The organism is Kitasatospora sp. MAA19 (genome assembly GCF_029894125.1).
Taxonomy (GTDB): domain Bacteria; phylum Actinomycetota; class Actinomycetes; order Streptomycetales; family Streptomycetaceae; genus Kitasatospora.
In genome coordinates this window covers 13,127-38,990 of the sequence record NZ_JARXYZ010000003.1, presented here as the reverse complement: position 1 = coordinate 38,990, position 25,864 = coordinate 13,127, and the positions used below count along the sequence as shown (strand labels likewise).

At 73.7% G+C, this 25,864-nt stretch carries 20 protein-coding genes and 1 pseudogene; 11 read left to right on the top strand and 10 right to left on the bottom strand.

Features of this window, described 5'->3' with window-relative positions; genetic code table 11:
* Window positions 1-56 precede the first annotated feature (56 nt).
* The 6 genes from P3T27_RS05705 to P3T27_RS05680 all read right to left on the bottom strand — a co-directional run bounded on the left by P3T27_RS05705 (window position 57) and on the right by P3T27_RS05680 (window position 5,679).
* Window positions 57-1,832, bottom strand: a complete 1,776-nt coding sequence (locus P3T27_RS05705; RefSeq protein ID WP_280674906.1) for a biotin carboxylase N-terminal domain-containing protein — start codon at window positions 1,830-1,832, stop codon at window positions 57-59.
* A gap of 236 nt (window positions 1,833-2,068) precedes the next feature.
* Entirely contained in the window at window positions 2,069-2,803 is a 735-nt protein-coding gene (locus P3T27_RS05700; RefSeq protein ID WP_280674904.1) for a hypothetical protein, read from the bottom strand.
* A gap of 91 nt (window positions 2,804-2,894) precedes the next feature.
* Complete coding sequence (locus P3T27_RS05695; RefSeq protein ID WP_280674902.1) at window positions 2,895-3,497, bottom strand: nucleoside triphosphate pyrophosphatase; 603 nt, start codon at window positions 3,495-3,497, stop codon at window positions 2,895-2,897.
* 49 nt (window positions 3,498-3,546) lie between these two features.
* Complete coding sequence (locus P3T27_RS05690) at window positions 3,547-3,672, bottom strand: hypothetical protein (protein ID WP_280674900.1); 126 nt, start codon at window positions 3,670-3,672, stop codon at window positions 3,547-3,549.
* Window positions 3,673-3,842: 170 nt separating this feature from the next.
* Window positions 3,843-4,064 carry an acyl-CoA carboxylase epsilon subunit gene (locus P3T27_RS05685; RefSeq protein ID WP_280674898.1) on the bottom strand — a complete coding sequence of 74 codons (222 nt, stop codon included), beginning with the start codon at window positions 4,062-4,064 and terminating at the stop codon, window positions 3,843-3,845.
* A gap of 25 nt (window positions 4,065-4,089) precedes the next feature.
* Window positions 4,090-5,679 (bottom strand): acyl-CoA carboxylase subunit beta, encoded by a 1,590-nt coding sequence (locus tag P3T27_RS05680; RefSeq protein ID WP_280674896.1) that lies wholly within the window; start codon window positions 5,677-5,679, stop codon window positions 4,090-4,092.
* A gap of 240 nt (window positions 5,680-5,919) precedes the next feature.
* On the opposite strand from P3T27_RS05680, the gene P3T27_RS05675 reads away from it, so the two are divergent.
* The 3 genes and pseudogenes from P3T27_RS05675 to P3T27_RS05665 all read left to right on the top strand — a co-directional run.
* Window positions 5,920-6,813: a biotin--[acetyl-CoA-carboxylase] ligase gene (locus P3T27_RS05675; RefSeq protein WP_280674894.1), complete on the top strand. Its 894-nt coding sequence runs from the start codon at window positions 5,920-5,922 to the stop codon at window positions 6,811-6,813.
* A gap of 169 nt (window positions 6,814-6,982) precedes the next feature.
* Window positions 6,983-8,107: an adenylate/guanylate cyclase domain-containing protein gene (locus P3T27_RS05670; RefSeq protein ID WP_280674892.1), complete on the top strand. Its 1,125-nt coding sequence runs from the start codon at window positions 6,983-6,985 to the stop codon at window positions 8,105-8,107.
* A 275-nt stretch (window positions 8,108-8,382) separates the two neighbouring features.
* A pseudogene (locus tag P3T27_RS05665) lies at window positions 8,383-9,501 on the top strand (sensor domain-containing diguanylate cyclase); the annotation flags it as partial.
* A gap of 866 nt (window positions 9,502-10,367) precedes the next feature.
* Here P3T27_RS05665 and P3T27_RS05660 read toward each other — a convergent pair.
* On the bottom strand, window positions 10,368-10,988 hold the full coding sequence (locus P3T27_RS05660) for a TetR/AcrR family transcriptional regulator (protein ID WP_280674890.1): 621 nt from the start codon (window positions 10,986-10,988) through the stop codon (window positions 10,368-10,370).
* Between the two features lie 102 nt (window positions 10,989-11,090).
* Here P3T27_RS05660 and P3T27_RS05655 point away from each other — a divergent pair, with 102 nt between their 5' ends.
* Both P3T27_RS05655 and hutH read left to right on the top strand, forming a co-directional pair.
* Complete coding sequence (locus P3T27_RS05655) at window positions 11,091-12,284, top strand: macrolide family glycosyltransferase (protein ID WP_280674887.1); 1,194 nt, start codon at window positions 11,091-11,093, stop codon at window positions 12,282-12,284.
* Between the two features lie 291 nt (window positions 12,285-12,575).
* The gene (gene hutH, locus P3T27_RS05650; protein WP_280674885.1) at window positions 12,576-14,159 is read left to right on the top strand and encodes a histidine ammonia-lyase; all 1,584 of its coding nucleotides are present in this window, start codon (window positions 12,576-12,578) and stop codon (window positions 14,157-14,159) included.
* 26 nt (window positions 14,160-14,185) lie between these two features.
* Here the strand turns inward: hutH and P3T27_RS05645 are convergent, their stop codons facing one another.
* Window positions 14,186-14,629 carry a hypothetical protein gene (locus P3T27_RS05645; RefSeq protein WP_280674883.1) on the bottom strand — a complete coding sequence of 148 codons (444 nt, stop codon included), beginning with the start codon at window positions 14,627-14,629 and terminating at the stop codon, window positions 14,186-14,188.
* Between the two features lie 272 nt (window positions 14,630-14,901).
* Here P3T27_RS05645 and P3T27_RS05640 point away from each other — a divergent pair, with 272 nt between their 5' ends.
* From P3T27_RS05640 to hutI, 6 genes are all read left to right on the top strand, one after another.
* Entirely contained in the window at window positions 14,902-15,771 is an 870-nt protein-coding gene (locus P3T27_RS05640) for a MurR/RpiR family transcriptional regulator (RefSeq protein WP_280674881.1), read from the top strand.
* Between the two features lie 69 nt (window positions 15,772-15,840).
* Window positions 15,841-16,164 carry a hypothetical protein gene (locus P3T27_RS05635; RefSeq protein ID WP_280675813.1) on the top strand — a complete coding sequence of 108 codons (324 nt, stop codon included), beginning with the start codon at window positions 15,841-15,843 and terminating at the stop codon, window positions 16,162-16,164.
* Between the two features lie 503 nt (window positions 16,165-16,667).
* On the top strand, window positions 16,668-18,341 hold the full coding sequence (gene hutU / locus P3T27_RS05625) for a urocanate hydratase (RefSeq protein WP_280675752.1): 1,674 nt from the start codon (window positions 16,668-16,670) through the stop codon (window positions 18,339-18,341).
* A gap of 14 nt (window positions 18,342-18,355) precedes the next feature.
* Window positions 18,356-19,537 (top strand): allantoate amidohydrolase, encoded by a 1,182-nt coding sequence (locus P3T27_RS05620; protein ID WP_280675750.1) that lies wholly within the window; start codon window positions 18,356-18,358, stop codon window positions 19,535-19,537.
* The gene (locus P3T27_RS05615) at window positions 19,528-20,889 is read left to right on the top strand and encodes a formimidoylglutamate deiminase (protein WP_280674879.1); all 1,362 of its coding nucleotides are present in this window, start codon (window positions 19,528-19,530) and stop codon (window positions 20,887-20,889) included. Before P3T27_RS05620 ends, P3T27_RS05615 begins: the two co-directional genes overlap by 10 nt.
* Before the next feature lie 34 nt (window positions 20,890-20,923).
* Complete coding sequence (hutI, locus tag P3T27_RS05610) at window positions 20,924-22,090, top strand: imidazolonepropionase (RefSeq protein ID WP_280674877.1); 1,167 nt, start codon at window positions 20,924-20,926, stop codon at window positions 22,088-22,090.
* 57 nt (window positions 22,091-22,147) lie between these two features.
* Here the strand turns inward: hutI and P3T27_RS05605 are convergent, their stop codons facing one another.
* Window positions 22,148-24,175 carry a prolyl oligopeptidase family serine peptidase gene (locus P3T27_RS05605; RefSeq protein WP_280674875.1) on the bottom strand — a complete coding sequence of 676 codons (2,028 nt, stop codon included), beginning with the start codon at window positions 24,173-24,175 and terminating at the stop codon, window positions 22,148-22,150.
* 106 nt (window positions 24,176-24,281) lie between these two features.
* Window positions 24,282-25,790: an oligopeptide:H+ symporter gene (locus P3T27_RS05600; protein WP_280674873.1), complete on the bottom strand. Its 1,509-nt coding sequence runs from the start codon at window positions 25,788-25,790 to the stop codon at window positions 24,282-24,284.
* Window positions 25,791-25,864: the final 74 nt, after the last annotated feature.

The following is a 25,864-nucleotide window of genomic DNA, read 5'->3' as shown; positions in this document are numbered from 1 at the left end:
GGCCGGTCCGCACACCCCGAGGGGCGTACGGACCGGTCGCTGCCGCAGGGGCGGTGTCAGTCCTTGATCTCGCACAGCGCGGCGCCGCTGCTGACGCTCGCGCCCACCTCGGCCTTGAGGCCGACCACGGTGCCCGCCTTGTGCGCGTTCAGCGGCTGCTCCATCTTCATCGCCTCTAGGACCACGATCAGCTCGCCCTCGGCGACGACCTGGCCCTCCTCGACGGCGACCTTGACGATGGTGCCCTGCATCGGCGAGGCCAGGGTGTCGCCGCTGACGGCCGAACCGGCCTTCTTGGCACCCACCCGGCGCTTGGCCTTCGTGGCACCCGCCGCACCGGCCGCCGGAGCCGCCGAGACGCCCAGCGAGGACGGCAGCGAGACCTCGATCCGCTTGCCGCCGACCTCGACCACGACGGTCTCGCGGCCCTCGGCCTCCTCGCCGTCACCGGCCGCGCCGGCGAACGGCGGGATGGTGTTGTCGAACTCGGTCTCGATCCACCGGGTGTAGACCGTGAACGGCCCCTCGCCGCCGTGCACCTCGGGCGCGAACGCCGGGTCGGTGACGACCGCCTGGTGGAACGGGATGGCGGTGGCCATGCCCTCCACCTTGAACTCGTTCAGCGCGCGGCGGGCCCGCTCCAGGGCCTGCTTGCGGTCACGGCCGGAGACGACCAGCTTGGCCAGCAGGGAGTCCCAGGCCGGGCCGATGACCGAGCCGCTCTCCACGCCGGAGTCCAGCCGGACGCCCGGGCCGGACGGCGGCGCGAACAGCGTCACGGTGCCGGGCGCGGGCAGGAAGCCCCGGCCCGGGTCCTCGCCGTTGATGCGGAACTCGAAGGAGTGGCCGCGCACCTCCGGATCGCCGTAGCCCAGCTCCTCGCCGTCGGCGATCCGGAACATCTCGCGGACCAGGTCGATCCCGGTGACCTCCTCGGTGACCGGGTGCTCGACCTGCAGACGGGTGTTGACCTCCAGGAAGGAGATCGTGCCGTCCAGCGCCACCAGGAACTCGCAGGTCCCGGCGCCCTCGTAGCCGGCCTCCTTCAGGATGGCCTTGGACGCCCGGTACAGCTCGGCGTTCTGCTCGGGGGTCAGGAACGGCGCGGGCGCCTCCTCGACCAGCTTCTGGTGCCGGCGCTGCAGCGAGCAGTCACGGGTGGAGACGACCACCACGTTGCCGTGCTTGTCGGCCAGACACTGGGTCTCCACGTGCCGCGGATTGTCCAGGTAGCGCTCGACGAAGCACTCGCCGCGACCGAAGGCGGCGACCGCCTCGCGGACCGCCGACTCGTACAGCTCCGGGATCTCCTCCAGCGTGCGGGCGACCTTGAGGCCGCGGCCGCCGCCGCCGAACGCCGCCTTGATGGCGACCGGAAGGCCGTGCTCCCGGGCGAACACGACCACCTCGTCGGCACCCGTGACCGGGTCCGGGGTACCGGCCACCAGCGGCGCGCCGGCGCGCTGCGCCACGTGCCGGGCGGTCACCTTGTCGCCGAGGTCGCGGATGGCCTGCGGGGGCGGGCCGATCCAGGTCAGACCCGCGTCGAGGACGGCCTGGGCGAAGTCGGCGTTCTCCGACAGGAACCCGTAACCGGGATGGACGGCATCGGCACCGGAGTCCGCGGCGGCCTTCAGGACCTTCGCGATGTCCAGGTAACTGGTGCCGGGGGTGTCGCCACCCAGCGCGTAAGCCTCGTCGGCCGCGCGGACGTGCAGCGCATCCCGGTCCGGCTCGGCGTAGACGGCGACGCTGGTGATACCGGCGTCCGAGCAGGCCCGGGCGACGCGGACGGCGATTTCCCCGCGGTTGGCGATGAGCACCTTGCGCACTGTGGCTCCCTTCTTGAACCTGGTCGAGTTTATGGATTCCTGGGCGGTACCGGCGAGTAGCCCCAGGTTGTGAACTATCCCACACGGACGGTGATGAATTCCGGGGGCCCGTCGTCCGTCCTTCCGATGACGTCGCAGGTCGCGGTCGGTGGGGTCGAACCGGCCGGATCCACAGCGGGTGACCGGGCGGTGGTTCGGGGCCCCGGTGGCATCGGACACACTCTCGCGCGGTCGGCTCAAACGACGGTGGAACGGGCGGCGGGTCGCTGCAACGCCTCGGCCGTGACGTCGGCGGCCACCTCCACCATGTCCGGCCCGTACGCCTCCGGATTGACCGCCCGCAGGACGAGCGCGAAGGTGCCGTCGCGGCCGTACCGGCGGGCGAGCTCGCGGTGGTGGGCGACCAGGTACCGGACCCCCGCCTGGTTGGCGGTGCCGGTCTGGCCGGAGACCAGGAACACCGGGCGTCCGCCGTCCGGGGTGGCGATCCGGGCCAGCAGGGTGTGCGCCTGGTCCCGGTCGGCGGTGAAGTCGTGCTCGCCCACCACGATCACGTTGCTGCCCGGGCCCGGCCCGGAGGTGACCAGCACGCCCGGCAGGCCCCAGGCCAGGTGGGCGGCCATCCGCTCGTTGCTGACCGGACCGCCCAGGCAGAGCTCGGTCTTGACGCCCAGGCCCCGGTGCGCCGCGTCGTGCGCGGCCAGTTCCGGCCGCGCCCCGCACTCCTCGACCAGCCCGGCCAGCCACATCAGCGCGTAGGCGTCCCGGCGGGTCACGGTGGTGGCGTGCGAGCCCGTCCCGATGCTGCGGGGCACCACGATCAGGCACTCGCTGCCGGCCGGCAACCCGAAGAACTCCCGCACCCGCTCGACCTTGCGGCGCCGCCGCAGGGCCTGCGCCAGCCAGCCGAGCGCGGCGCTGATGGCGCTGGCCACCAGCCCCAGCAGCACGTTGAGCACGCTGTCGGTCATCGCCGCGTTCCCTCCCCCGTTCGAACGCCGGTCAGTCTAGGGGTGGTAACGCAGCAGGGCCATGGGCGTCCGAACTCCCGGATGCCGTCGGTTACTTGACCCAGAGGTCGGTGATCCGGACGTCCAGGTCGGCGAGCAGGGTGCGCAGCAGCGGCAGCGAGAGGCCGATGACGTTGCCCGGGTCGCCGTCGATGCCCTCGACGAACGGTGCCGAGCGCCCGTCCAGGGTGAACGCCCCGGCGACGTGCAGGGGTTCGCCGGAGGCCACGTAGGCGGCGATCTCGGCGTCGTCGGGGGTGCCGAAGCGGACCGTGGTGGAGGCGGTCGCCGAGGACTGCCGGCCGGTCGCGGTGTCGATGACGCAGTGGCCGGTGCGCAGGATTCCGGCGCGGCCGCGCATCGACCGCCAGCGGGCGAGCGCCTCGGTGGCGTCGGCGGGCTTGCCGAGGGCCTGGCCGTCCAGCTCCAGGACGGAGTCGCAGCCGATCACCAGTTCGCCGCCGGTGAGTTCGGCGGCGACGGCCTTCGCCTTGGCCTCGGCCAGCACCAGGGCGAGTTCGGCCGGCGTGGCGGCGCTGAGCGCGTCCTCGTCCACGCCGCTGACCACCACGCGCGGGTCGAGGCCCGCCTGGCGCAGCAGCCCGAGGCGGGCGGGGGAGGCGGAGGCGAGGACGAGGGTGCGCTGGTCGGTCATGCCCACCAGGGTAGGGGGTGTCGGTGTCCGCCATTCGGGTGAACGGCGGTCACAGCGGGAGCAGGATGGCGGCCACCAGTGCGAGGACGGCGAGCACCCGGGCCGCCCGGCGCAGCCGCTCCTGCATCCGGCGGGCCTCCAGGGAGGGCTCGTCGCGGGGGTCTGACCACAGCACCCGTCCAGGGTGCGCCGCGCCCGGCCCCGGGCGCCTGAGTATCCGTACTCAGCTTTCGGGCAATCCGGGCGGACGGGCCGGAACGGGTGCGGAGCGGGTGCGGCAAGCGGCGCGGAACGGGTGCGGAGCGGGACGTCGACCGGGCCGACGTCCCGCTCCGCACCGGTGGTTCAGCGCGCCCAGCCGGACGTCCGCCAGGCGTTGACGCCCGGGTGGATCTCCGGGCGGAGCAGGCGGGAGCGGTCGTTCCAGGGGGAGGCCGGGCCGACACCGGCCAGACGCGCCGCCTCGGCGGCGGCCTGCGCGGCGGCGGCCCGGGCCTGGACCACCGCCAGGACGGTGGCGAGCTCCTCGGGGGTCGGCTGCCCGTGCAGCACGTGGATCGCGGCCATGGCTCAATTCTCTCCCGACGAGGGACTACAGGGGGATGTTGCCGTGCTTCTTCGGCGGCAGCACCTCGCGCTTGCCGCGCAGCGCCCGCAGACCCCGGACGACCTGCCGGCGGGTCTCGCTCGGCGGGATCACCGCGTCCACGTAGCCGCGCTCGGCCGCCAGGTACGGGTTCAGCAGGGTCTCCTCGTACGAGGCGAGCAGCTCGGCCCGCTTCTCCTCGGCGTGCCCGGCCGCGTCGGCCGCGGCGATCTCCCGCCGGTGCAGGATGTTGACCGCGCCCTGCGCGCCCATCACCGCGATCTGCGCGGTCGGCCAGGCCAGGTTGAGGTCGGCGCCCAGGTGCTTGGAGCCCATGACGTCGTACGCGCCGCCGAAGGCCTTGCGGGTGATCACGGTGATCAGCGGGACGGTCGCCTCGGCGTAGGCGTAGATCAGCTTGGCGCCGCGCCGGATGATGCCGTCCCACTCCTGGCCGGTGCCGGGCAGGAAGCCGGGCACGTCGACGAAGGTCAGCACCGGGATGTTGAAGCTGTCGCAGGTCCGCACGAAGCGGGCGGCCTTCTCGCTGGCGGCGATGTCCAGGCAGCCGGCCAGGTCCATCGGCTGGTTGCCGACCACACCGACCGGGCGGCCCTCGATCCGGCCGAAGCCGGTGATGATGTTGCCCGCGTACAGCGGCTGGGTCTCCAGGAACTCGCCGTCGTCGACGACGTGCTCGATCACCTTGCGCATGTCGTACGGCTGGTTCGCCGAGTCCGGCACGATGGTGTCGAGTTCGAGGTCCTCGTCGGTGATCGTGAGGTCCGCCTGCTCCGGGTGGGACGGCGGGTCCGAGAGGTTGTTGGAGGGCAGGTACGACAGCAGGCTCTTGACGTACTCGATCGCCTCCTTCTCGTCGGTGGCCAGGTAGTGCGCGTTGCCGGACTTGCTGTTGTGGGTGCGCGCGCCGCCCAGCTCCTCCATGCCGACGTCCTCGCCGGTCACGGTCTTGATCACGTCCGGGCCGGTGATGAACATGTGCGACGTCTGGTCGGCCATCACCACGAAGTCGGTGATCGCGGGGGAGTACACCGCGCCGCCCGCGCACGGGCCCATGATCAGCGAGATCTGCGGGATCACCCCGGAGGCGTGCACGTTGCGGCGGAAGATCTCGCCGTACAGGCCGAGCGAGACCACGCCCTCCTGGATCCGGGCGCCGCCGGAGTCGTTGATGCCGATGACCGGGCAGCCGGTCTTCAGCGCGAAGTCCATCACCTTGACGATCTTCTCGCCGAACACCTCGCCGAGGGAGCCGCCGAACACGGTGAAGTCCTGGGCGAAGACGGCGACCTGACGACCGTCCACGGTGCCGTAGCCGGTCACCACGCCGTCGCCGTACGGGCGGTTCTTCTCCTGCCCGAAGTTGGTCGAGCGGTGCCGGGCGAACTCGTCGAACTCGACGAAGGAGTCCTCGTCCAGCAGCTCGGCGACCCGCTCGCGGGCCGTCAGCTTGCCCTTGGCGTGCTGCTTCTCCACGGCGGCGGCGGAGCCGGAGTGCACCGCCGCGTCGAGCCTGCGCCGCAGGTCGGCGAGCTTGCCGGCGGTGGTGTGGGGGTCGTACGGCGCCTCGGTCATCCGGTGGCTCTCCCTGATCCTGGGCCGCGACCTGTTCGAGTGCGCGCGGGCCGGAGTGGGGGCCCGCGCATGAGGGCAGGGCGGCGCTGCGAACTGCCGTTGGGCAGCCTAGCCAGCGCGCGGGGCCGGACGTCATGTCCTGGCGTTATGGCCATCGACACAGTGTGTCAACGCGCGTTCTGGGGGACGATGGGGCGGCCTACGCCCCAAGGCTCCGTACGCCCTCTAGGGTTCTCAACCATGACCTCACCCGACACCCCCCGCCGCAGTGGACTGCGCGGTTTCGGCCACGCCGGGCCGTCGCCGTGGACCGACCTGGACCGGCCGCCGCTGGACGAGGCGGCGCTGCGCCGCGACCTGGTGGTCCCGGGCGGGCTCTGGACCTCCGTGGACGTCGTCGCCGACACCGGATCCACCAACAGCGACCTCGCCGCCCGCGCCCGGGCCGGTGCCCCGCAGGGGGCGGTGCTGGTCGCCGAGGTGCAGAACGCCGGGCGCGGGCGGCTGGAACGGCAGTGGAGCGCCCCGGCCCGCTCGGGGCTGTTCCTGTCCGTCCTGCTGCGCCCGGAGGAGGTGCCGGTCGAACGGTACGGCTGGCTGCCGATCCTGGTCGGGGTGGCCGCCGCCAGCACGCTGGGCCGGGTGGCCGGGGTCGAGGTCGGGCTGAAGTGGCCCAACGACCTCCAGGTGGAGATCGACGGCGCGGAGCGCAAGCTCGGCGGCATCCTCACCGAACTGAGCGGTGGTGCCGTGGTGGCCGGAATGGGCCTCAACGTCTCGCTGCGCGAGGAGGAGCTGCCCGTCCCCACCGCGGCCTCGCTCGCGCTGGCCGGCGCCGCGGTCACCGACCGGTCCACCCTGCTGCGCGCCCTGCTGCGCGAGTTCGCCGAGCTGTACCGGACCTGGACGGCCGCCGCCGGCGATCCGCACGCCAGCGAGCTGCTCCGCGCCTACGCGGACCGCTGCACCACGCTGGGCCGCCGGGTGAAGGTGCACCTGCCGGGCGGTCACGAGCTGGTCGGCGAGGCGGTGGCGATCGACGGCGACGGACGCCTGGTGGTCCGCACCCCCGACGGCGCACGCCGGGCGGTCGGCGCGGGGGACGTCGTCCACGTGCGCCCCGAACCCCGCTGAACGGCACTCTTCACCTCTCCTTGACCCGGGCTGATGCCCCGGATCACGCGATTCCGTGCGAACATTCCACCTGGCAGCGGTGTGAGGCGCGCCACTGCCCGCCAGGTGGCGGGCGCGCCCGGACAGGCAGGACACGAGGCAAGTGCGGCGACCGCACGGGGACGGACCGGTGGCAGAGGACGGCAGCAGCGGCGCGACGGCGGGCTCCCACGACCCCACGGTCGCGCTCGAACTGGAACGCCTGATCCTGGACGCGCCACGCCGCTACACCCCGTACCAGGCCGCGCGCGCCGCCGACGTCCCGATGGAACTGGCCACCCGCTTCTGGCGGGCCATGGGCTTCCCTGACATCGGCCAGTCCCGGGCCCTCACCGACGGCGACGTGATCGCCCTGCGCCGACTCGCCGGCCTGGTCGAGTCCGGCCTGCTCAGCGAGTCGATGGCGATCCAGGTGGCGCGCTCCACCGGGCAGACCACCGCGCGGCTGGCCGGCTGGCAGATGGACACCTTCCTGGAGAACCTCACCCAGGCCGTTGAACCCGGGCTGACCCGCGCCGACGTCGCGTACCCGCTGGTCGAGCTGCTGTTGCCGGAGCTGGAGCAGTTCCTGGTGTACGTCTGGCGCCGCCAGCTCGCCGCCGTCACCGGCCGGGTCGTCCAGGCCGCCGAGGACCACGAGATCACCAGCGGTCGGCTCGCGGTGGGCTTCGCCGACCTGGTCGGCTTCACCCGGCTGTCGCGACGGCTGGAGGAGGAGGAACTCGGCGAGCTCGTCGAGACCTTCGAGAACACCTGTTCGGACCTGATCGCCGGCCAGGGCGGCCGGGTCATCAAGACCCTCGGCGACGAGATCCTCTACGTCTCCGAGGACCCGGTCACCGCCGCCGAGATCGCGCTCAGCCTGATCGAGGCCCTCGCCGAGGACGACAGCATCCCCGCGCTGCGGGTCGGCATGGCCTTCGGCACCGTCACCTCGCGGATGGGCGACGTCTTCGGCACCACCGTCAACCTGGCCAGCCGGCTCACCTCGATCGCGCCCAAGGACGCGGTGCTGATCGACGGCGAGTTCGCCGCCGCGCTGGAGCAGCACGGCAGTGTCGCCCCGGCCGACACGGACGGCCCCGGCCTCGCCGAGGCGCTGTCGGCCGCCGCCGGGATGCCCGCCTCCGGTCTGCCGGTGCCGGGCCTGGACGCCGGGCACCGGTTCCACCTGCAGCCGATGTGGCGCCGGCCGGTGCGCGGGCTCGGGCTGGTCGAGCCGTGGCTGCTGTCGCGGCGGCTGAAGCCGGAGTAGGGGCCTTCCGGAGCCCTGCGGGGTCTTCCCGGGGCTCTGCCGGGCTGCTCCCGAGGCGTGGTTCCCGGGCTGGTGCCGGGGTCGATCCCGCGGCTCGGGGTGGCGAACGGTTGAAACCCGTACGGCCCGTTGCGGGTCCGTCCCGGCAAACGGGGCATAACCGAGCGAAATCGCCATAGTCTGGGTGCAAGCGGCCGGACGGGTGCGGCTGCTACCGGGGGTCCGGCAGGACCGAGCACAGGGAGCGAGGCGAGCCGGTGAGCAGTGAGGCGATCATGACGGACCGCGGCTGCGACTGCGGCGGCCCGCGGCGCCCCGACCCGCTGCCCGACCTGCGGCTGCAGTCCGCGGTCGAGCTGGCCCAGGACATGGCCGGCGCGCTCACCCCGCTGGAGGCCGTCCGGGCCGCCGCCGCCCGCGCCACCGAGGCGCTCGGGGCCACCATGGCGGCCGTCTCGGTCTGGGACCGCGAATCCGGCCGACTGCGGGTCCTCGTCAACCACGGCCTCCTCGCGCCCGGCGAGGAGGAACTGCCCGAGGACGAGTCGTACCCCGTCGCCGACTTCCCCGAGATCGTCACCTACCTCGAAGAGCGCTGGACCACCGGGCGGCTGCCGCGCGCCTGGCTGCAGACCGCCGAGAGCACCGAACCGCACGCCGGGCACACCCACCCGACCGCCGGCGCGTACTGCCAGGAACGCGCCGCGGCGCTGCGCCGGCGCGGGCGGGCCTGCTGCGTGGTCGCCCCGATCGTCCTGCACGGGCAGGCCTGGGGTGAGCTGTACCTCGCCCGCAGCGTCGGACTGCCCGAGTTCACCGACGCCGACGCCGACTACGCCACCCTGCTCGCCGCCCAGATCTCGGCCGGCCTCGCCCAGACCGAACGCCTCGCCGACCTGCGCAAACTCGCCTTCTCCGACCCGCTCACCGGCCTCGCCAACCGGCGTGCCGTCGACGCCCGGCTGGAGAGCGCCCTGGCGGCGCACAATCGGGACAACACCGTGGTCTCGCTCGTCGTCTGCGACGTCAACGGGCTCAAGCGGGTCAACGACCAACTCGGCCACGAAATGGGCGACCGGCTGCTGGAGCGGTTCGCCCACCAGCTCTCGCTCGCCGCGGCCAAACTGCCCGGCAGCCTGGCCGCCCGGCTCGGCGGCGACGAGTTCTGCCTGCTGACGGAAGGACAGAAGGCCGACGAGGTCGTCGCCGTCGCCGAGGAGCTCTGCGCCCGCGCCCTGGCCCTCTCGGAGGGGGAGGGCGTCGCCTGCGGTGTCGCCTCCACCGGCGACTCCATCGGGCCCGTCACCACCCCCGACCGGCTCTTCCGGCTCGCCGACGCCGCCCAGTACCGGGCCAAGGCCGCCCGCGCCGCCCACCCCGTCGTCGCCGGACGCAGCCACGGCCCCGGCTTCGCGCCCGACCCCACCGTGCTGCTCGCCGACGCCGCCGACCCGCGCCACCGGGCCGACGGGCGCCCGCGCCCCGGCCGGTCCGGGGCGGGCGACCGGCGGCGCTTCCGCGGCGCCGCGCACAGCGCCGACCCGGGCCAGCTGCTCACCACCGTCCTCGCCGCCCTCGACCAGGGCGCCGCGGCCCGGGCCGTCCACCCCGCGGACACCCTGGGCAAGCTCGTCGTCGTCGCCGAGACCTCGGCCCGGCTGCTCGACGCCGTCGGCTGGTGGGTCTCCTACGTGCCGCCCGGCTCGCACTTCATGCACACCGCCCAGCACGCCGTCTACCGGATGACCAGGGGCCCCGGCAGCACCCGCGCCGAGACCCAGCGCGCCCAGATCGAGGCCCCGGACGCCGTCTTCGACCTGCGCCACTATCCGATGACCCGCCGCGCCGTCCGCGGCGGCGCCTTCGCCCTGCGCGCCGGCGCCGCCGGCAACGACCCGGCCGAGGAGGCCATGCTCGTCGTCTCGGGCTACCGCGGCATGGTCGCCGCCGGTGGCCAGAACCCGGCCGGCGGCTGGCTCGTCGAGCTCTTCGCCGACGACGCCACCCTGCCCCTCGGCCAGGCCGCCTGCGCCATGCGCGCCCTGCTCGCCGTCGCCCTGGCGGGTGCGGCCTCGCCCCCGGTGGTGTGAGGGGCGGATTCGCCTCGGTGGGAAGGGGGTTGAGGCCCCGCTGAGGGTGGGGCCCGGCGGTGTGCCGGTTTGGTGACCGGGGTGTCGCGGGTGGGTCGCGGTCGGGGGCGGGGGGTTCGCCGTGGCCCTGCTGATCGTTCTGCTGGCCACGGTCCTGGTCGTCCTCTGGGTCAGGCGCCGGAACCGCCGTCGGCCGTCGGCGGGTTGAGGGCGCACAGGGCGGCGTCGACCAGGCGGTCCGCGTGGGCGTGGCTGAGCGGGCCGAGCCGGTACTGCCAGCGGTAGTGGAGCGGGCCGTAGACGAGTTCGACGGCCAGGTCGAGGTCCGTGTCGGGGGCGATCTGGCCGGCCTCGCGGGCGCTGCGGAGACGGTCGCGGGTGACCTCCAGCAGCGGGTCCAGCAGGCGGGTGCGGTACTCGGCGTGCAGCGCGGGGTCGTTGAGGATCTCGGCGCTGAGGGCGCGGTAGGTGCGGTCGGCGGACGGGTCGGCGAGCTCGTCGGAGCCGGCGCGCAGGACGGTCCGCAGGTCGGTGGCGAGGTTTCCGGTGTCGGGGAGGGCGAGGCCGCCCTCGTGCCTGCCGGCGACGAGGAAGGCGTCGAAGACGACCGCGCCCTTCGACGGCCACCACCGGTAGATGGTCTGCTTGCCGACCCCGGCGCGGGCGGCGATCGCCTCGATGGTGAGCTTGCCGTAGCCGACCTCGGCGACGAGTTCGGTGGCGGCGGTGAGGACGGCGGCGCGCGAGCGTTCGCTGCGGCGGGCGGGGTCGGGGGCGGTTCTGGACGTCATGGGGAAAATTCTATGCACCGCGGCGAGACGGGACGTATCGTCTTCTCGCGAGACGTCGCGAGACGGTACGTCTCGTCTTAGTCGCTATCCCCGGAGGTGCCCATGAACCGCCCCGCACACATCCTGATGGTTTCCGTTCCGGCTCATGGGCACGTCAACCCCAGCCTCGCCGTGATCGCCGAGCTGGTCGCCCGGGGTCACCGGGTCAGCTACGTCAACGACGCCTCCTTCGCCGAGGTCGTCGAGTCGACCGGCGCCCGCTTCGTCCCGTACCCGACGAGGCTGCCGCTCGCCGACGACCCGAACGGGTGGCCGGTGGAGGACCCGGTGGCGCTCCAGGAGCTGTTCCTGGACGACGCGCTCGCGATGTGGCCCGTCCTGCTGGAGGGCTTCGCCGACGACCGCCCCGACCTGGTGCTCTGCGACATCGCGGGCTTCGCGGGCCGGGCACTCGGCGAGCGGCTGGGCGTACCGGTGGTGCAGCTGTCGCCCACCTACGTCGGCTGGGAGGGCATCGGACAGGACATGGCGGAGGTGCTCGACGCGATCCGCAACGGACCGGGCGGCGCCGAGCACTACCGGCGGTTCGCCGACTGGCTGGCCGAGGCCGGCGCGGTGGAGCGCGACGTGGACGCCTTCCGGAACGTCCCGGCGCGGGCCGTCGCCCTGATCCCGCGCGCCCTGCAGCCCAACGCGGACCGGGTCGACGAGCGGCGCGTCACCTTCGTCGGGCCGTGCTTCGGCGACCGCGCCCACCAGGGGGAGTGGCACCGGCCGGCCGGTGCCGAGAAGGTGCTGCTGGTCTCGCTCGGCTCGGCCTTCACCCATCAGCCCGCGTTCTACCGGGCCTGCGTCCAGGCCTTCGGCGACCTGCCCGGCTGGCACACGGTGCTGCAGGTCGGCGCGCACACCGACCTGGCCGAACTGGGCGAGGTACCGGACACCGTCGAGGTGCACCGGTGGGTGCCGCAGCTGACGGTGCTCGCCCGGGCGGACGCCTTCGTCACCCACGCGGGCATGGGCGGCTCCAGCGAGGGCCTGTTCCACGGCGTACCGATGATCGCCGTGCCGCAGGCCGCCGACCAGTTCGCCAACGCGGACGCGCTGGTGGCCCTCGGCGTCGCCCGCCGCCTGGACACTGGGGAGGCCACCCCGGAGGCGCTGCGCAGCGCCCTGCTGGAGCTGGTCGGCGACCCGGCGGTGGCCGGGCGGCTGAAGGCGCTGGCCGCCGCCGGCCGGGCCGAGGGCGGCACCGCCCGCGCGGCGGACCTGGTCGAGGCCGAGCTCGGGGGGTGAGCGCGGTGGCGGGGGAGGGTGCTCGGCCGGTCGCGCTCTCCCCGCGCCCGCGTCGGTGCCGGTGTCCGCGCCCGCACCGCACGCCTGGGGTCGGGTCCGGGTTCGCCGGTGTGCGGTGCGGGGCGGGCCGGGTGAGAATCCTGCTGGCCGGGCCGTTTCGGTTCCGTGGTCGTCGCGGTTCCGTGGTCGTCGCGGTTCCGTGGCCGTCGCGGATCCGTGGCCGGATCCGCGGTCGTTTCGGATGGCGACCACCTGTTGTCATATCTCCATTCAACTGATGTGATGGTGTATATGGATATGCACAGTGCTGTGGCCCCCGACGCTCCGCTGGTCCAGGTCGGCAAGGCCGACGTCAGCGCCGAGGACGTGCTGGCCGTCGCCCGGGGGAACGCCCGGGTCGAGATCGGCCCGGACGCGCTGGCCGAAATGGCGACGGCGCGGGCCCGGATCGACGCCCTCGCGGCCGAGCCGCGCCCCGTCTACGGCGTGTCGACCGGCTTCGGCGCGCTCGCCGTCCGGCACATCAGCCCCGAGCTGCGGGCCCAGCTGCAGCGGTCGCTGGTGCGCTCGCACGCGGCCGGGATGGGCCCGGTGGTCGAGCGCGAGGTGGTCCGGGCGCTGATGTTCCTGCGGATGAAGACGCTGGCCTCCGGCCGGACCGGGGTGCGCCCGCTGGTCGCGCAGACCATGGCCGCCCTGCTCAACGCGGGCATCACCCCGGTGGTCCGGGAGTTCGGCTCGCTCGGCTGCTCCGGCGACCTCGCGCCGCTGTCGCACTGCGCGCTGGTCCTGATGGGCGAAGGCGTGGCCACCGGCCCGGACGGCGTCGAGAAGCCCGCCGACGGACTGCTCGCCGCCGCCGGCATCGAGCCGGTCGAGCTGCTGGAGAAGGAGGGCCTGGCCCTCATCAACGGCACCGACGGCATGCTCGGCATGCTGGTGATGGCCATCGCCGACCTCCAGCGGCTGTTCACCACCGCCGACATCACCGCCGCGATGACCCTGGAGGCGCTGCTCGGCACCGACAAGGTGCTCGCCCCCGAGCTGCACGCCCCGATCCGCCCGCACCCGGGCCAGGCGCTGAGCGCCGCCAACATGCTGGCCGTCCTCAAGGGCTCCGGCCTCACCGGCCACCACCAGGACGACGCGCCGCGGGTCCAGGACGCCTACTCGATCCGCTGCGCCCCGCAGGTGGCCGGCGCCGGCCGGGACACCCTCGCCCACGCCCAGCTGGTCGCCTCCCGCGAGCTGGCCGCCTCGGTCGACAACCCGGTGGTGCTGCCGGACGGCCGGGTGGAGTCCAACGGCAACTTCCACGGCGCCCCGGTCGCGTACGTGCTGGACTTCCTCGCGATCGCCGCCGCCGACCTGGGCTCGATCTCCGAGCGCCGCACCGACCGGCTGCTCGACAAGGCCCGCTCGCACGGCCTGCCGGCCTTCCTGGCCGACGACCCGGGCGTGGACTCCGGCCTGATGATCGCCCAGTACACCCAGGCGGCGCTGGTCAGCGAGAACAAGCGGCTCGCCGTCCCGGCCTCGGTCGACTCGATCCCGTCCTCCGCGATGCAGGAGGACCACGTGTCGATGGGCTGGTCCGCCGCCCGCAAGCTGCGCCAGGCCGTCGACAACCTCGGCCGGATCCTCGCCGTCGAACTCACCGCCGCCGCCCGTGCGCTGGAGATCCGTCAGCAGGCCGACGCCAGTGGCCGGGTGGCTCCGGCCACCGCCGCAGCGATGGCCGCCGCCCGGGAGGCGGGGGTCGGCGGCGCCGGCCGCGACCGCTTCCTCTCGCCGGACCTGGAGGCCGCCGCCGCGCTGGTCGCCTCCGGGGACCTGCTGCGGGCGGTGGAGAAGGTCACCGGCCCGCTGGCCTGACGCTCCGGTGGCGGGGCGACCGGGGCTCAGTCCCAGTCGCCCCGCGGCCGGCGGTCCTCGCGGTCCATGCGGTCCGCACGGGCCCGGCGGTCGGCGAACGCGGCGGCGAGGTTGACCCCGGTGATGCCGGCCCAGCAGGCCAGCAGGCCGGTGAGGCCGCCGCCCTCGGGGTTGCTCGCGATCGCGGTCAGCGGGATGGCGAAGGCCAGCGAGATCACCGCCAGCCGGCTGCCGGGGCGGCCTGAACCCCACCCCGAGCGGTGCGGGCGGTGCCGGTGTTCCGGCTCGTAGTCGTCCATCCGCTCGGAGGCCTGGCGCTTGACCCGGGCGTCCAGACGGGCGTCCATCCGGGACTCCAGCCGGGTCAGGAAGGAATCGACCAGCTCCGACTCGTACTCCTTGCCGAGTTCCTTGCGGGCCTGCAGGGTGGCGTCGAGGTCGCGGCGCAGTTCGTCCTGGCGAGTGTCCATGGGGACAGCCTGGGGCCGGAGTCGGGGCGCGGTCCATCCGGTGGCGGGGGAATCCGGGAGGGTTCAGGGAGAATTCAGGGTTACCCCGAGTCTCGGGGACGCCCCGGGCTCCCGGGGCGTCCCGGGCTCCAGGGCTGTCCCGGGGCAGCCCGGGTCGCATCCGCCCCTCGGGACGTCTCACCCGGCGTTCCGCCGTACGAGACGTCTTTGCCAGGCGCGGCGCGCTCCTGCACAGTCGTCGTCCGCATCGCTCGCATCCGGAGGTACCGCTGATGACCGCCACCGACGAGGCCGGCACGGTCGGCCCCTCCGCCCGGCTGCTCCAGCTGTTCGAAGGCCACCGGCTCACCCCGACCCAGCGGCGGATCGCGCACTCCCTGGTCCGGCACGCCACCGAGGCGCCGTTCCTCTCCAGCGTCGAGGTCGCCGAACTCGCCGGGGTGAGCCAGCCCTCCGTCACCCGCTTCGCGGTCGCCCTCGGGTACGACGGCTACCCGGCGCTGCGCAAGCAGCTGCGCGAGCTCGGCGGGGGCGAGCCGGCCGCACCGGAGACCCCGGACGACGCGGTGCGCAACGAACACCAGCAGGCCGTGCTCGCCGAGATCGAGCACCTGCGCCACCTCGCCGAACTCCTCGCCGACCCCGAGCCGATCCTCCGGGCCGCCCGGCTGCTCGCCGCCTCCCGCCCGCTGCCGGTGCTCGGCCTGCGGGCCGCCTCCGCGCAGGCGCGCGGCTTCGCCTACTTCGCCGCCAAGGTGCACCCGGACATCCGGCTGCTCGACGAGGGCGGCAGCATGCTCGCCGACCGGCTGGAGCAGGCCGCCGCCGCCGGGGCCACCGCGCTGCTCTGCTTCGCGCTGCCGCGCTACCCGCGGGAGCTGATGGACGCGCTCGCGGTGGCGCGCGAGTGCGGGCTGACGGTGCTGACCGTCGCCGACAGCGCCTTCGCGCCGGTCGCCAAGCTCTCCGACCTGATGCTGCCGGCCGCCGTCGGCACCGGGCTGGTCTTCGACACCGCGTGCGCGCCGATGATGCTCGGCCGGGTGCTGCTGCAGAGCATGTGCGACGAACTCCCGGGCGCGGAAGCCCGGTTGGAGGCCATTGAGCACTCCGCCGCGGCCCGCGGGCTCTTCCTGGAATAGGTGCGGTCCGGGGAACGCGGGAGTACCCGCCACAAACCCGGGCATCCCCTACAGCAGGGGGTGCCGCCCATGCGCGTGATCCACGAGATGAAGTTCGTCGCCCGGTTGGCCTCGGGAGCCGACGAATGGTCCTGCCCCGCCTGCGGACGCCGCGTCACCCTGCGGCGCCTGCCCGAACCCGAACTGACCGTCCTCGACCCGGGCGACGAGTCCGCCGTCCACGTCGGCGTCATCGAACCCGACGCCGAGCGCGCCGCCGCGGCCGCCGAGAAGTACGGCCTCGGCCCGATCCAGGAGATCCCCCGCCCACCGTCCCCACCCACCCCCGACGACGCCGACCGCCGCTGGCTCGCCGAGATCGGCATCGACTGGGACGGCGGCGCCGCGGCCTGACTCAGCCGCGGGGTCCGCCAGCCATTCGTCGTCGTCGCCCCAGTCCTTGGGGAGAACGACCAGGTCGGGAGTGGCGTAGTCCTCCTCGTCGTCCGGCATGCAGAGTGACGAGACCTCGTAGACGCGCAGGGCCTTGGGCAGTTGGGGGATGAGCTGATCGCGCAGTACCTGCACGGTCCCCGCGTGCTTACCGCGAGGAGTGGGGGACGTCACCAGGGTTCCTCTGATGATCTGAACGCGAAGGCCGGTGCTCCGCTCGATCTCCTCCGCCACATCCCGGAGCCTGCCGGGCCTCACGGTGATCGCCGTCATCGTGTCCGCCGCTCTCGTCGCTGGGCCGAGTGGCTGGTGTTCGCCGGTTCAGGCTAGCGCGCCGAGGCGGTCGGCGGCGTGGCTGATCGGATGGGTTCAGGGTCTGGTCGCGAGTTGATTGTTTGGATATATTCAGCCGGACCGAGTCTGAATGAATTCATCCGCAGGGAGGTCGGGGCATGGTGCAGCAGGTGAGCGGGCCGCGTGAGGTCAGGGCGACGCGGGGGACGGGGCTGACGACGCAGGGCTGGCAGCAGGAGGCGGCCCTGCGGATGCTGATGAACAACCTCGACCCGGAGGTGGCCGAGCACCCGTCGAAGCTGGTGGTGTACGGCGGCACCGGCAAGGCGGCACGGGACTGGCGTTCGTTCGACGCCATGGTGCGGACGCTGCAGGGGCTGAAGCAGGACGAGACCATGCTGGTCCAGTCCGGGCGGCCGGTCGGCGTCATGCAGACCCACGAGTGGGCGCCGCGCGTGCTGATCGCCAACTCCAACCTGGTCGGCGACTGGGCCAACTGGGAGGAGTTCCGCCGGCTGGAGAGCCTCGGGCTCACCATGTACGGGCAGATGACCGCCGGTTCGTGGATCTACATCGGCACCCAGGGCATCCTGCAGGGCACCTACGAGACCTTCGCGGCCGTCGCCAACAAGCGCTTCAACGGCAGCCTGGAGGGCACCATCACCCTCACCGCCGGCCTCGGCGGGATGGGCGGCGCCCAGCCGCTGGCCGTCACCATGAACGGCGGCGTGGCGATCTGTATCGACTGCGACCCGTCCCGGATCGCCCGCCGGATCGAGCACCGCTACCTGGACGTCGAGGCCAAGGACCTCGCGCACGCGCTGGAGCTGGCCACCGCCGCCCGCGACAAGCGGCAGCCGCTCTCCATCGGCGTGCTGGGCAACGCCGCCGAGCTCGTCCCGCAGCTGCTCGCGATGGACGCGCCGATCGACGTCGTCACCGACCAGACCAGCGCCCACGACCCGCTCAGCTACCTGCCGGTGGGCGTCGACTTCGACGACATGGCGGACTACGCGGCGGCCAAGCCCGCCGAGTTCACCCAGCGGGCCCGCGAGTCGATGGCCCGGCACGTCGAGGCGATGGTCGGCTTCCAGGACCGCGGCGCCGAGGTCTTCGACTACGGCAACTCGATCCGCGGCGAGGCCCAACTGGCCGGTTACGACCGCGCGTTCGCCTTCCCCGGCTTCGTCCCCGCGTACATCCGCCCGCTGTTCTGCGAGGGCAAGGGCCCGTTCCGCTGGGCGGCGCTGTCCGGCGACCCGCAGGACATCCACAAGACCGACAAGGCCGTCCTCGACCTCTTCCCGGAGAACGAGTCGCTGGCCCGCTGGATCAGGCTGGCCCAGGAGAAGGTGCACTTCCAGGGCCTGCCCGCGCGGATCTGCTGGCTCGGCTACGGCGAGCGCGACAAGGCCGGCGAGCGCTTCAACGACATGGTCGCCTCCGGCGAGCTGTCCGCGCCGATCGTGATCGGCCGCGACCACCTGGACTGCGGCTCGGTGGCCTCCCCGTACCGGGAGACCGAGGCGATGCTGGACGGCTCGGACGCGATCGCCGACTGGCCGCTGCTCAACGCCATGGTCAACGTGGCCTCCGGCGCCTCCTGGGTCTCCATCCACCACGGCGGTGGCGTCGGCATCGGCCGCTCGATCCACGCCGGACAGGTCACCGTCGCCGACGGCACCGCGCTGGCCGGCGAGAAGATCCGCCGGGTGCTCACCAACGACCCGGGCATGGGCGTGATCCGGCACGTGGACGCCGGCTACGACCGGGCCACCGAGGTCGCCGCCGAGCGCGGCGTTCGCGTCCCGATGGGTGAGCAGAGCCCGCTGGGTGAGCTGTGAGCTCCTTCGAAGAGATGTGGACGGAGCTGCTCCCGGTGGGCCGCTCCGCCTCCTCCGGCGGCTACCGCCGGTTCGCCTGGAACTCCGCCGACGCCGAGTGCCGGGCCTGGTTCGAGCAGCAGGCCCGCAGCCGCGGCCTGACGTACGAGCTGGACCGCAACGGCAACCAGTGGGCCTGGCTGGGCGACCCGAACGCGGGCGGGGCGGTCGTCACGGGCTCGCACCTGGACTCCGTCCCGGACGGCGGCGCCTTCGACGGCCCGCTCGGCGTGGTCTCCTCCTTCGCGGCGCTGGACGAACTCCGCGGGAGGGGAACGGAGTTCACCCGCCCGCTGGCGATCGTCAACTTCGGCGACGAGGAGGGCGCCCGGTTCGGCGTGGCCTGCATCGGCTCCCGCCTCTCCGCCGGCGTGCTCTCCCGCGAGCAGGCCTACGAGCTGCGCGACGCCGACGGCCTCCGGCTGCCCGACGCGATGGAGCGGGCGGGCTACGACCCGACCGCGATCGGCGCCGACGACGACCGGCTGGCCCGGATCGGCGCCTTCGTCGAACTCCACGTCGAGCAGGGCCGCCACCTCACCGAGGACCGGCCGGTCGGCGTGGCCAGTGCGATCTGGCCGCACGGCCGCTGGCGCTTCGACTTCCACGGCGAGGCCAACCACGCCGGCACCACCCGGATCGAGGACCGCCGCGACCCGATGCTGACCTACGCCAACACCGTGCTCGCCGCCCGGAAGAAGGCGCGGCAGGCGGGCGCGCTGGCCACCTTCGGCAAGGTCGCGGTCGAGCCCAACGGCACCAACGCGATCGCCTCGCTGGTGCGCGGCTGGCTGGACTCCCGGGCCGCCGACGAGCGCACCCTGGGCGCGCTGGTCGCCGAGATCGAGCAGGCCGCCGCCGAGCGCGGCGAGCGCGACGGCGTCCGGGTCGAGCTGACCCGCGAGTCCTACACCCCGGTGGTGGACTTCGACGGCCCGCTGCGCGACCGGCTCGCCAAGCTGTTGGACGCCCCGGTGCTGCCCACCGGCGCCGGACACGACGCCGGAATCCTGGCGTCCGCCGTCCCGACCGCCATGCTGTTCGTGCGCAACCCCAGCGGGGTCTCGCACTCCCCGGCCGAGCACGCCGAGGAGGCCGACTGCCTGGCCGGGGTCGCCGCCCTCGCCGACGTACTGGAGGACCTGGCGTGTCAGTGACCGACCCGGTGACGTACTGGGCGCAGTACGCCTGGCTGCCGCACCCCAACGGGCCGGTGGTCGAGCGGAACGTGCTGATCACCGCCGGTCCCGGTGGCCGGATCACCGCGGTGGCCCCGGACAGCGGGCCCTGCCCGCCCGGCGCCGTCCGCCTCGACGGGCTGCTGCTCCCCGGTCAGGCGAACGCCCACTCGCACGCCTTCCACCGGGCGCTGCGCGGCCACGTCCAGGTCGGCTCCGGCACCTTCTGGACCTGGCGCGACACCATGTACCGGTTCGCCGGGGAGCTCGACCCGGACGGCTACCTGGCGCTCGCCACCGCCGTCTACGCCGAGATGGCGCTGGCCGGGATCACCGCCGTCGGCGAGTTCCACTACCTGCACCACGCCCCCGGCGGCGCCCGCTACGACGACCCCAACGCGATGGGCGAGGCGCTGATCGAGGCCGCCGCCCGGGCCGGCATCCGGATCACCCTGCTCGACACCTGCTACCTCTCCGCCGGTTTCGGCGCCGAGCCGACGAAGCCGCAGCTGCGGTTCAGCGACGGCGACGCCGACGCCTGGGCCGAGCGGGCGGACGCGCTCAAGCCCCGCGAGCACGCCCGGATCGGCGCAGCCGTCCACTCGGTGCGGGCCGTCCCGGCCGAACAGCTGGGCACCGTCGCGCAGTGGGCGGCGCTGCGCGAGGCGCCGCTGCACGTCCACCTGTCCGAGCAGACCGCCGAGAACGACGCCTGCCTCGCCGCGCACGGCGTCACCCCGACCCGGCTGCTCGCCGACCACGGCGCGCTCGGCCCGCGCACCTCGGCCGTGCACGCCACCCACCTCACCGACGAGGACGTCAGGCTCCTCACCGACACCTCCACCACCATCTGCATGTGCCCCACCACCGAGCGGGACCTCGCGGACGGCATCGGCCCGGCCCGCCGGCTCGCCACGGCTGGCTGCCCGGTCACCCTGGGCAGCGACAGCCACGCCGTCATCGACCCGTTCGAGGAGGCCCGCGCCCTGGAACTGGACGAGCGGCTGCGCACCCGCACCCGCGGGCACTGGACGGCGAACGGGCTGCTGCGGGCCGGTACCGAGGACGGGCACGCCTCGCTCGGCTGGTCCGAGGCCGGGCGGATCGAGGCCGGCGCGCTCGCCGACTTCACCGTGATCGCCCTGGACTCGGTGCGCACCGCGGGCCCGCCGCCCCACCTCGGCGCCGAGATCGCCGTCTTCGCGGCCTCGGCGGCGGACGTGCGGCACGTGGTGGTCGGCGGCCGGCAGATCGTCCGGGACGGCGTGCACCAGCTCGTCGCGGACGTGCCGGGCGCGCTGCGGGCCTCCATCGGCGCGCTGGGCTGCTGACCTGATTCCCCGACCCCCTCCGGAAGGCGTTGTCTTGAGCACCTTGATCACGGGCATCGGCAGCCTGGTCACCAACGACCCCGGGCTCGGCGCCGGGCCGCTCGGCCTGCTGACCGACGCGGCCGTGGTGCTGGACGGCGCCACCGTCGCCTGGGTCGGCCCGGCGGACCGGGCGCCGGCCGCCGACGAGCGGTTCGACGCGGACGGCCGGGCGCTGCTGCCCGGCTTCGTCGACTCGCACGCCCACCTGGTGTTCGCGGGCGACCGCACCGCCGAGTTCAACGCCCGGATGTCCGGGCAGTCCTACACGGCGGGCGGCATCCGGACGACGGTGGCGGCCACCCGGGCCGCGAGCGACGCCGAACTCGACGCCAACCTGGCCAGGTTCGTCCGGGAGGCGCTGCGGCAGGGCACCACGACGATCGAGTGCAAGTCCGGCTACGGGCTGACCGTCGCCGACGAGGCCCGGGCGCTGCGGATCGCCGCGCAGCACACCCCGGAGACCACCTACCTGGGCGCGCACGTGGTCGCGCCCGAGTACGCCGACGACCCGGCCGGGTACGTCGACCTGGTCACCGGGGAGATGCTGGCGGCCTGCGCCCCGCACGCCCGCTGGGTGGACGTCTTCTGCGAGCGGGGCGCCTTCGACGGCGACCAGGCGCGGGCGGTCCTGACCGCCGGGATCGACCGCGGCCTCACCCCCCGGGTGCACGCCAACCAGCTCTCGTACGGGCCGGGCGTGCAGCTCGCCGTCGAACTGGGCGCCGCCTCGGCGGACCACTGCACCCATCTCACCGACGAGGACGTGGCGGCGCTGGCCGGCTCGGGGACGGTCGCGACGCTGCTGCCGGGGGCGGAGTTCTCCACCCGCGCCGAGTACCCGAGCGGGCGCCGCCTGCTGGACGCGGGCGCGGTGGTGGCGCTGTCCACCGACTGCAACCCGGGCTCCAGCTTCACCAGTTCGATGGCGTTCTGCATCGCGGTCGCGGTCCGGGAGATGGGCATGACGCCGGACGAGGCGGTCTGGGCGGCGACGGCGGGCGGCGCGCACGCGCTGCGGCGCAGCGACGTCGGGACGATCGCGGTCGGCTCGCGCGCGGACCTGCTGCTGCTGGACGCGCCCTCGCACGTCCACCTGGCCTACCGGCCGGGCGTGCCGCTGACGGCGGCGGTGTGGCGGGCGGGGATCCGCGAGGTCTGAGGGCCGGGATTCGGCCAGGAGGCCCGCCCCGGTCGTGCGACCGGGGCGGGCCTTCGGTCATGTCCGGCCCAACGACCTCCGCAGGAAGTCCAGTTCGTGCCACAGCAGGTTCTCCACCACTGCCTCGTCGGTCGGCCGATGGCCGGTGGCCCGGAGCGGCAGCACCTCGTGGGGGCGGCCGGCCGCGAGGAGGGCGTGGGAGAGCCGCAGGGTGTGGGCGGGGTGGACGTTGTCGTCGGCGAGGCCCTGGATCAGCAGCAGCGGGCGGCTCAGCTTCGGTGCCTCGGCGATGAGCGAGCCGTCGTCGTAGTGCTCGGGGTGCTCGTCGGGGTGGCCGAGGAAGCGCTCCTGCCAGTGGGTGTCGTAGAACCGCCAGTCGACGGGGGCGGCCCCGGCCGAGGCGGCGTGGAAGACGTCCGGCCGGCGCAGTACGGCGAGGGCGGCGAGGTAGCCCCCGTAGGACCAGCCGCGGATGCCGACCCGGTCGAGGTCGAGCAGCCCGGGCCGCAGCCGGGCGGTCTCGTGCAGGCTCTCGACCTGGTCCGCCAGCGGGGGCCCGGCCTTGTCGCCGTGGATCGTCTTGTCCCAGCGCGGCCCGCGCCCGGGGGTGCCACGGCCGTCCACGACGAGCACCGCGAAGCCCTGGTCGGCGAACCACTGCGAGACGTGGTCCCACCACAGGCCGCCGGTGGTGGCCTTCTGCGTCGCGGGCCCGCCGTACGGGTCGAGCAGGACGGGCAGCGGGCCGTCGCCGGGGCGGTGGCCGTCCGGCAGGAAGAGCGCGGCGCGCAGCTCACGCGGGCCCAGCCGGAGCAGTTCGGGCCGCGCGGCGAGGCCGGGCGGTTCGGCGTACGAGGCGAGCGGGAGCGCCGGGCGGCCCTCCCGCAGGACGGTGCTGCGGCCGGCGGGGTGGCCCTGGGCCCGGGTGGTGAGCACCAGTGTGCCGCCGCACCGGGTGCCGGTGTGCAGGCCGGGGCCGCTGCTCAGCCTCCGCAGGCCGCCGTCCGGTCCGTACTGCCAGAGGTGGGTCTCGGTGGGCTCCTCCGAGGCGGTGAACAGCACCTGCTCACCCTCCGTGCCGAGCACCTCCCGCAGCTGCAGCCCGGCCGGGGTGACGGGCTCGCCGTCGACGGTCAGGTGCCGGGTGTCGCCGAGATCGGCGGTGTCGACCAGCGCGCCCGCCTCGGTGCGCACCGGCAGACCGGGGAGCAGCTCGACCCAGTGCGCGTCCTGCCGTTCGGCGAGCACCCGGGTGGCGCCGTCCGGGCCGATCGCCAGGGTGCGGACGGTGCGCTGGTCGCGGCTCTGCACGGCGGCGTGCGGGCCGTGGCGGTCCCAGCCGGCGGCGGTGAGGTACTCGAAGGCGGTGCGGTCCCAGCGGACCTCGGTCCGGCCGCCGTCGAGGCCGACCAGGTGGAGCGAGACGTCCGCGTTGGCGGTGCCCGCCAGCGGGTAGCGGATCGCGCGCGGCGGGAGCTGCGGGTCGGTGGGGTCGGCCAGGAAGAGCCGGGTGGCCGGGCGGTGGTCGACCCGGGCGACGAGCAGCGCGGTGCCGTCGGGGGACCACCAGTGGCCGCGGTCGCGGTACATCTCCTCGGCGGCGACGTACTCGGCGAGCCCGTACGCGACGTCCTCGGCCTCGGGCTCGGCGAGCGCCCGGTCGTCCGTCCCGTCGACGCCGACCACCCGCAGGGCACCGCCGCTGACGTAGGCGATCCGGCGGCCGGTCGGGTCGGGGCGCGGGTCCTCCGGCGCATCGGGGACGGGGACGGAACGGACGGTGCCCTCGGTGGTGTCGGCGAGCCACAGCGCGCCGTCCAGCGCGAAGGCGGCGTACCGCCCGGCGGCGTCGGTGCCGTACCCGGTGATGCCGGCGGTGGCGCCGAGGGCGATCGGGTCGGCGATCAGCCGTTCCCCGCCGGTCGCGGTGTCGAGGGCCCAGAGGCAGGCCAGCGGGTCGGTGCCGCCCCGGCTGCGCAGGAACAGCACGGTGGCGCCGTCGGCGGTGACGGTCGGCCGGGCGGGGGCGCCGAGGGTGAACCGCCGGGTGCGGGCGAGCCGGCGCGGTAAGGAGTCGGTCGTCATGCCGGGCACCATAGGCACAGCCGGATCGGCCGGTCCAGCGAAAAACGTCCGGGGCCGCCGCGGATCTCAGGAATCCACGGCGGCCCCGGGCCGGATCAGGCGAGCGTCAGTGGACGTCGCCCATGAGGGTGACGACCCGCTTGCGGTACATGGCCAGCGCGACGCCGGCGACGATCGCCATGGCGCCCTGGACCGCGAAGTACCAGGTGCTGCCGACCACCTTGTCGCCCAGCACCAGCTGGAAGATGGCGGCGACGCAGTCGCCCGCGGTGACGGCGAGGAACCAGACGCCCATCATCTGGCTGGCGTACTTGGTGGGCGCCAGCTTGGTGGTGACGGACAGGCCGACCGGGGAGAGGGTGAGCTCGCCCACGGTCTGGATCAGGTAGACCATGGCCAGCCACAGCGGGGTGACCTTGGCGTCGCCCGAGGCGGCGGCCATCGCCAGCATCATGACCAGGAAGGAGGCGCCGATCATCAGCAGACCGAAGGCGAACTTCACGGTGGTGCTGGGGTTCTTCGACCGGCGGGCCAGCGAGACCCAGAGCCAGGCGAAGACCGGGGCCAGCGCCATGATGTACAGCGGGTTGAGCGACTGGAACCAGCTGGACGGGAAGTCGATCCCGAACAGTGCCGAGGCGGTGTGGTCCTGGGCGAAGATGTTCAGCGTCGAGCCGGACTGGTCGTAGATCATCCAGAACACGGCGGCGGCGACGAAGAACCAGATGTAGCCGCTCATCTTGGACTGCTCGTTGGCGTCCAGGTCCTTGTCGCGCTTCACCTTGGCGAACACGAAGACCGGGATGGCCAGGCCGGCGATGGACAGCGGCCAGATCGCCCAGTTGATCGTGAAGTGGCCGGTGGCCCCGACGATCGCGTAGAAGACGGCCGCCGCGGCCAGCCAGATACCGGCCTTGGTGAAGATCTTCCGCTTCTCGTCGGCGCCGATCGGCGAGGTGACGACGTTGCTCTTCGGGCTCAGGTGGCGGGTGCCCAGCAGGAACTGGAACAGGCCGAGGGCCATGCCGATGCCGGCCAGGGCGAAGCCGAGGTGCCAGTTGACGTTCTGGCCGACGGTGCCGACGACCAGCGGAGCTATGAAGGCGCCGAGGTTGATCCCCATGTAGAAGATCGTGAAGCCGCCGTCACGGCGCGGGTCGTTCGGGCCGTCGTAGAGGTGGCCGACCATCGTGGAGATGTTGGCCTTGAGCAGGCCCGAGCCGACCGCGATGAAGACCAGGCCGGCGAAGAACGAGCCGCTGAACGGCACGGCCAGCAGGAAGTGGCCGATCATGATGATCGTGCCGCCGACCGCGACGGTCTTGCGGGCGCCGAGGAAACGGTCGGCGATCCAGCCGCCCGGAAGGGCCAGCAGGTAGACCATGGCCGTGTAGACGCTGTACACGGCGGCGGCGGTCGCCGTCTTCATGCCGAGCCCGCCGTCCGTGAGGGAGGCGGTCATGTACAGCACCAGCAGGGCGCGCATGCCGTAGTAGCTGAAGCGCTCCCACATCTCGCTCATGAAGAGAGTGGCGAGACCTCGGGGGTGGCCGAGGAAGGTCTTGCCGCCGGGAGAGGCCGACGTGAGGCCGGCTTCCAGGGTCGTAGACGCCATGAGTAGTGGTTCCTTGCCTGACAGCGTCCGCCTAGGGGGGTGGCAGCGGACGTGGACGGAACCACTCTACGTGG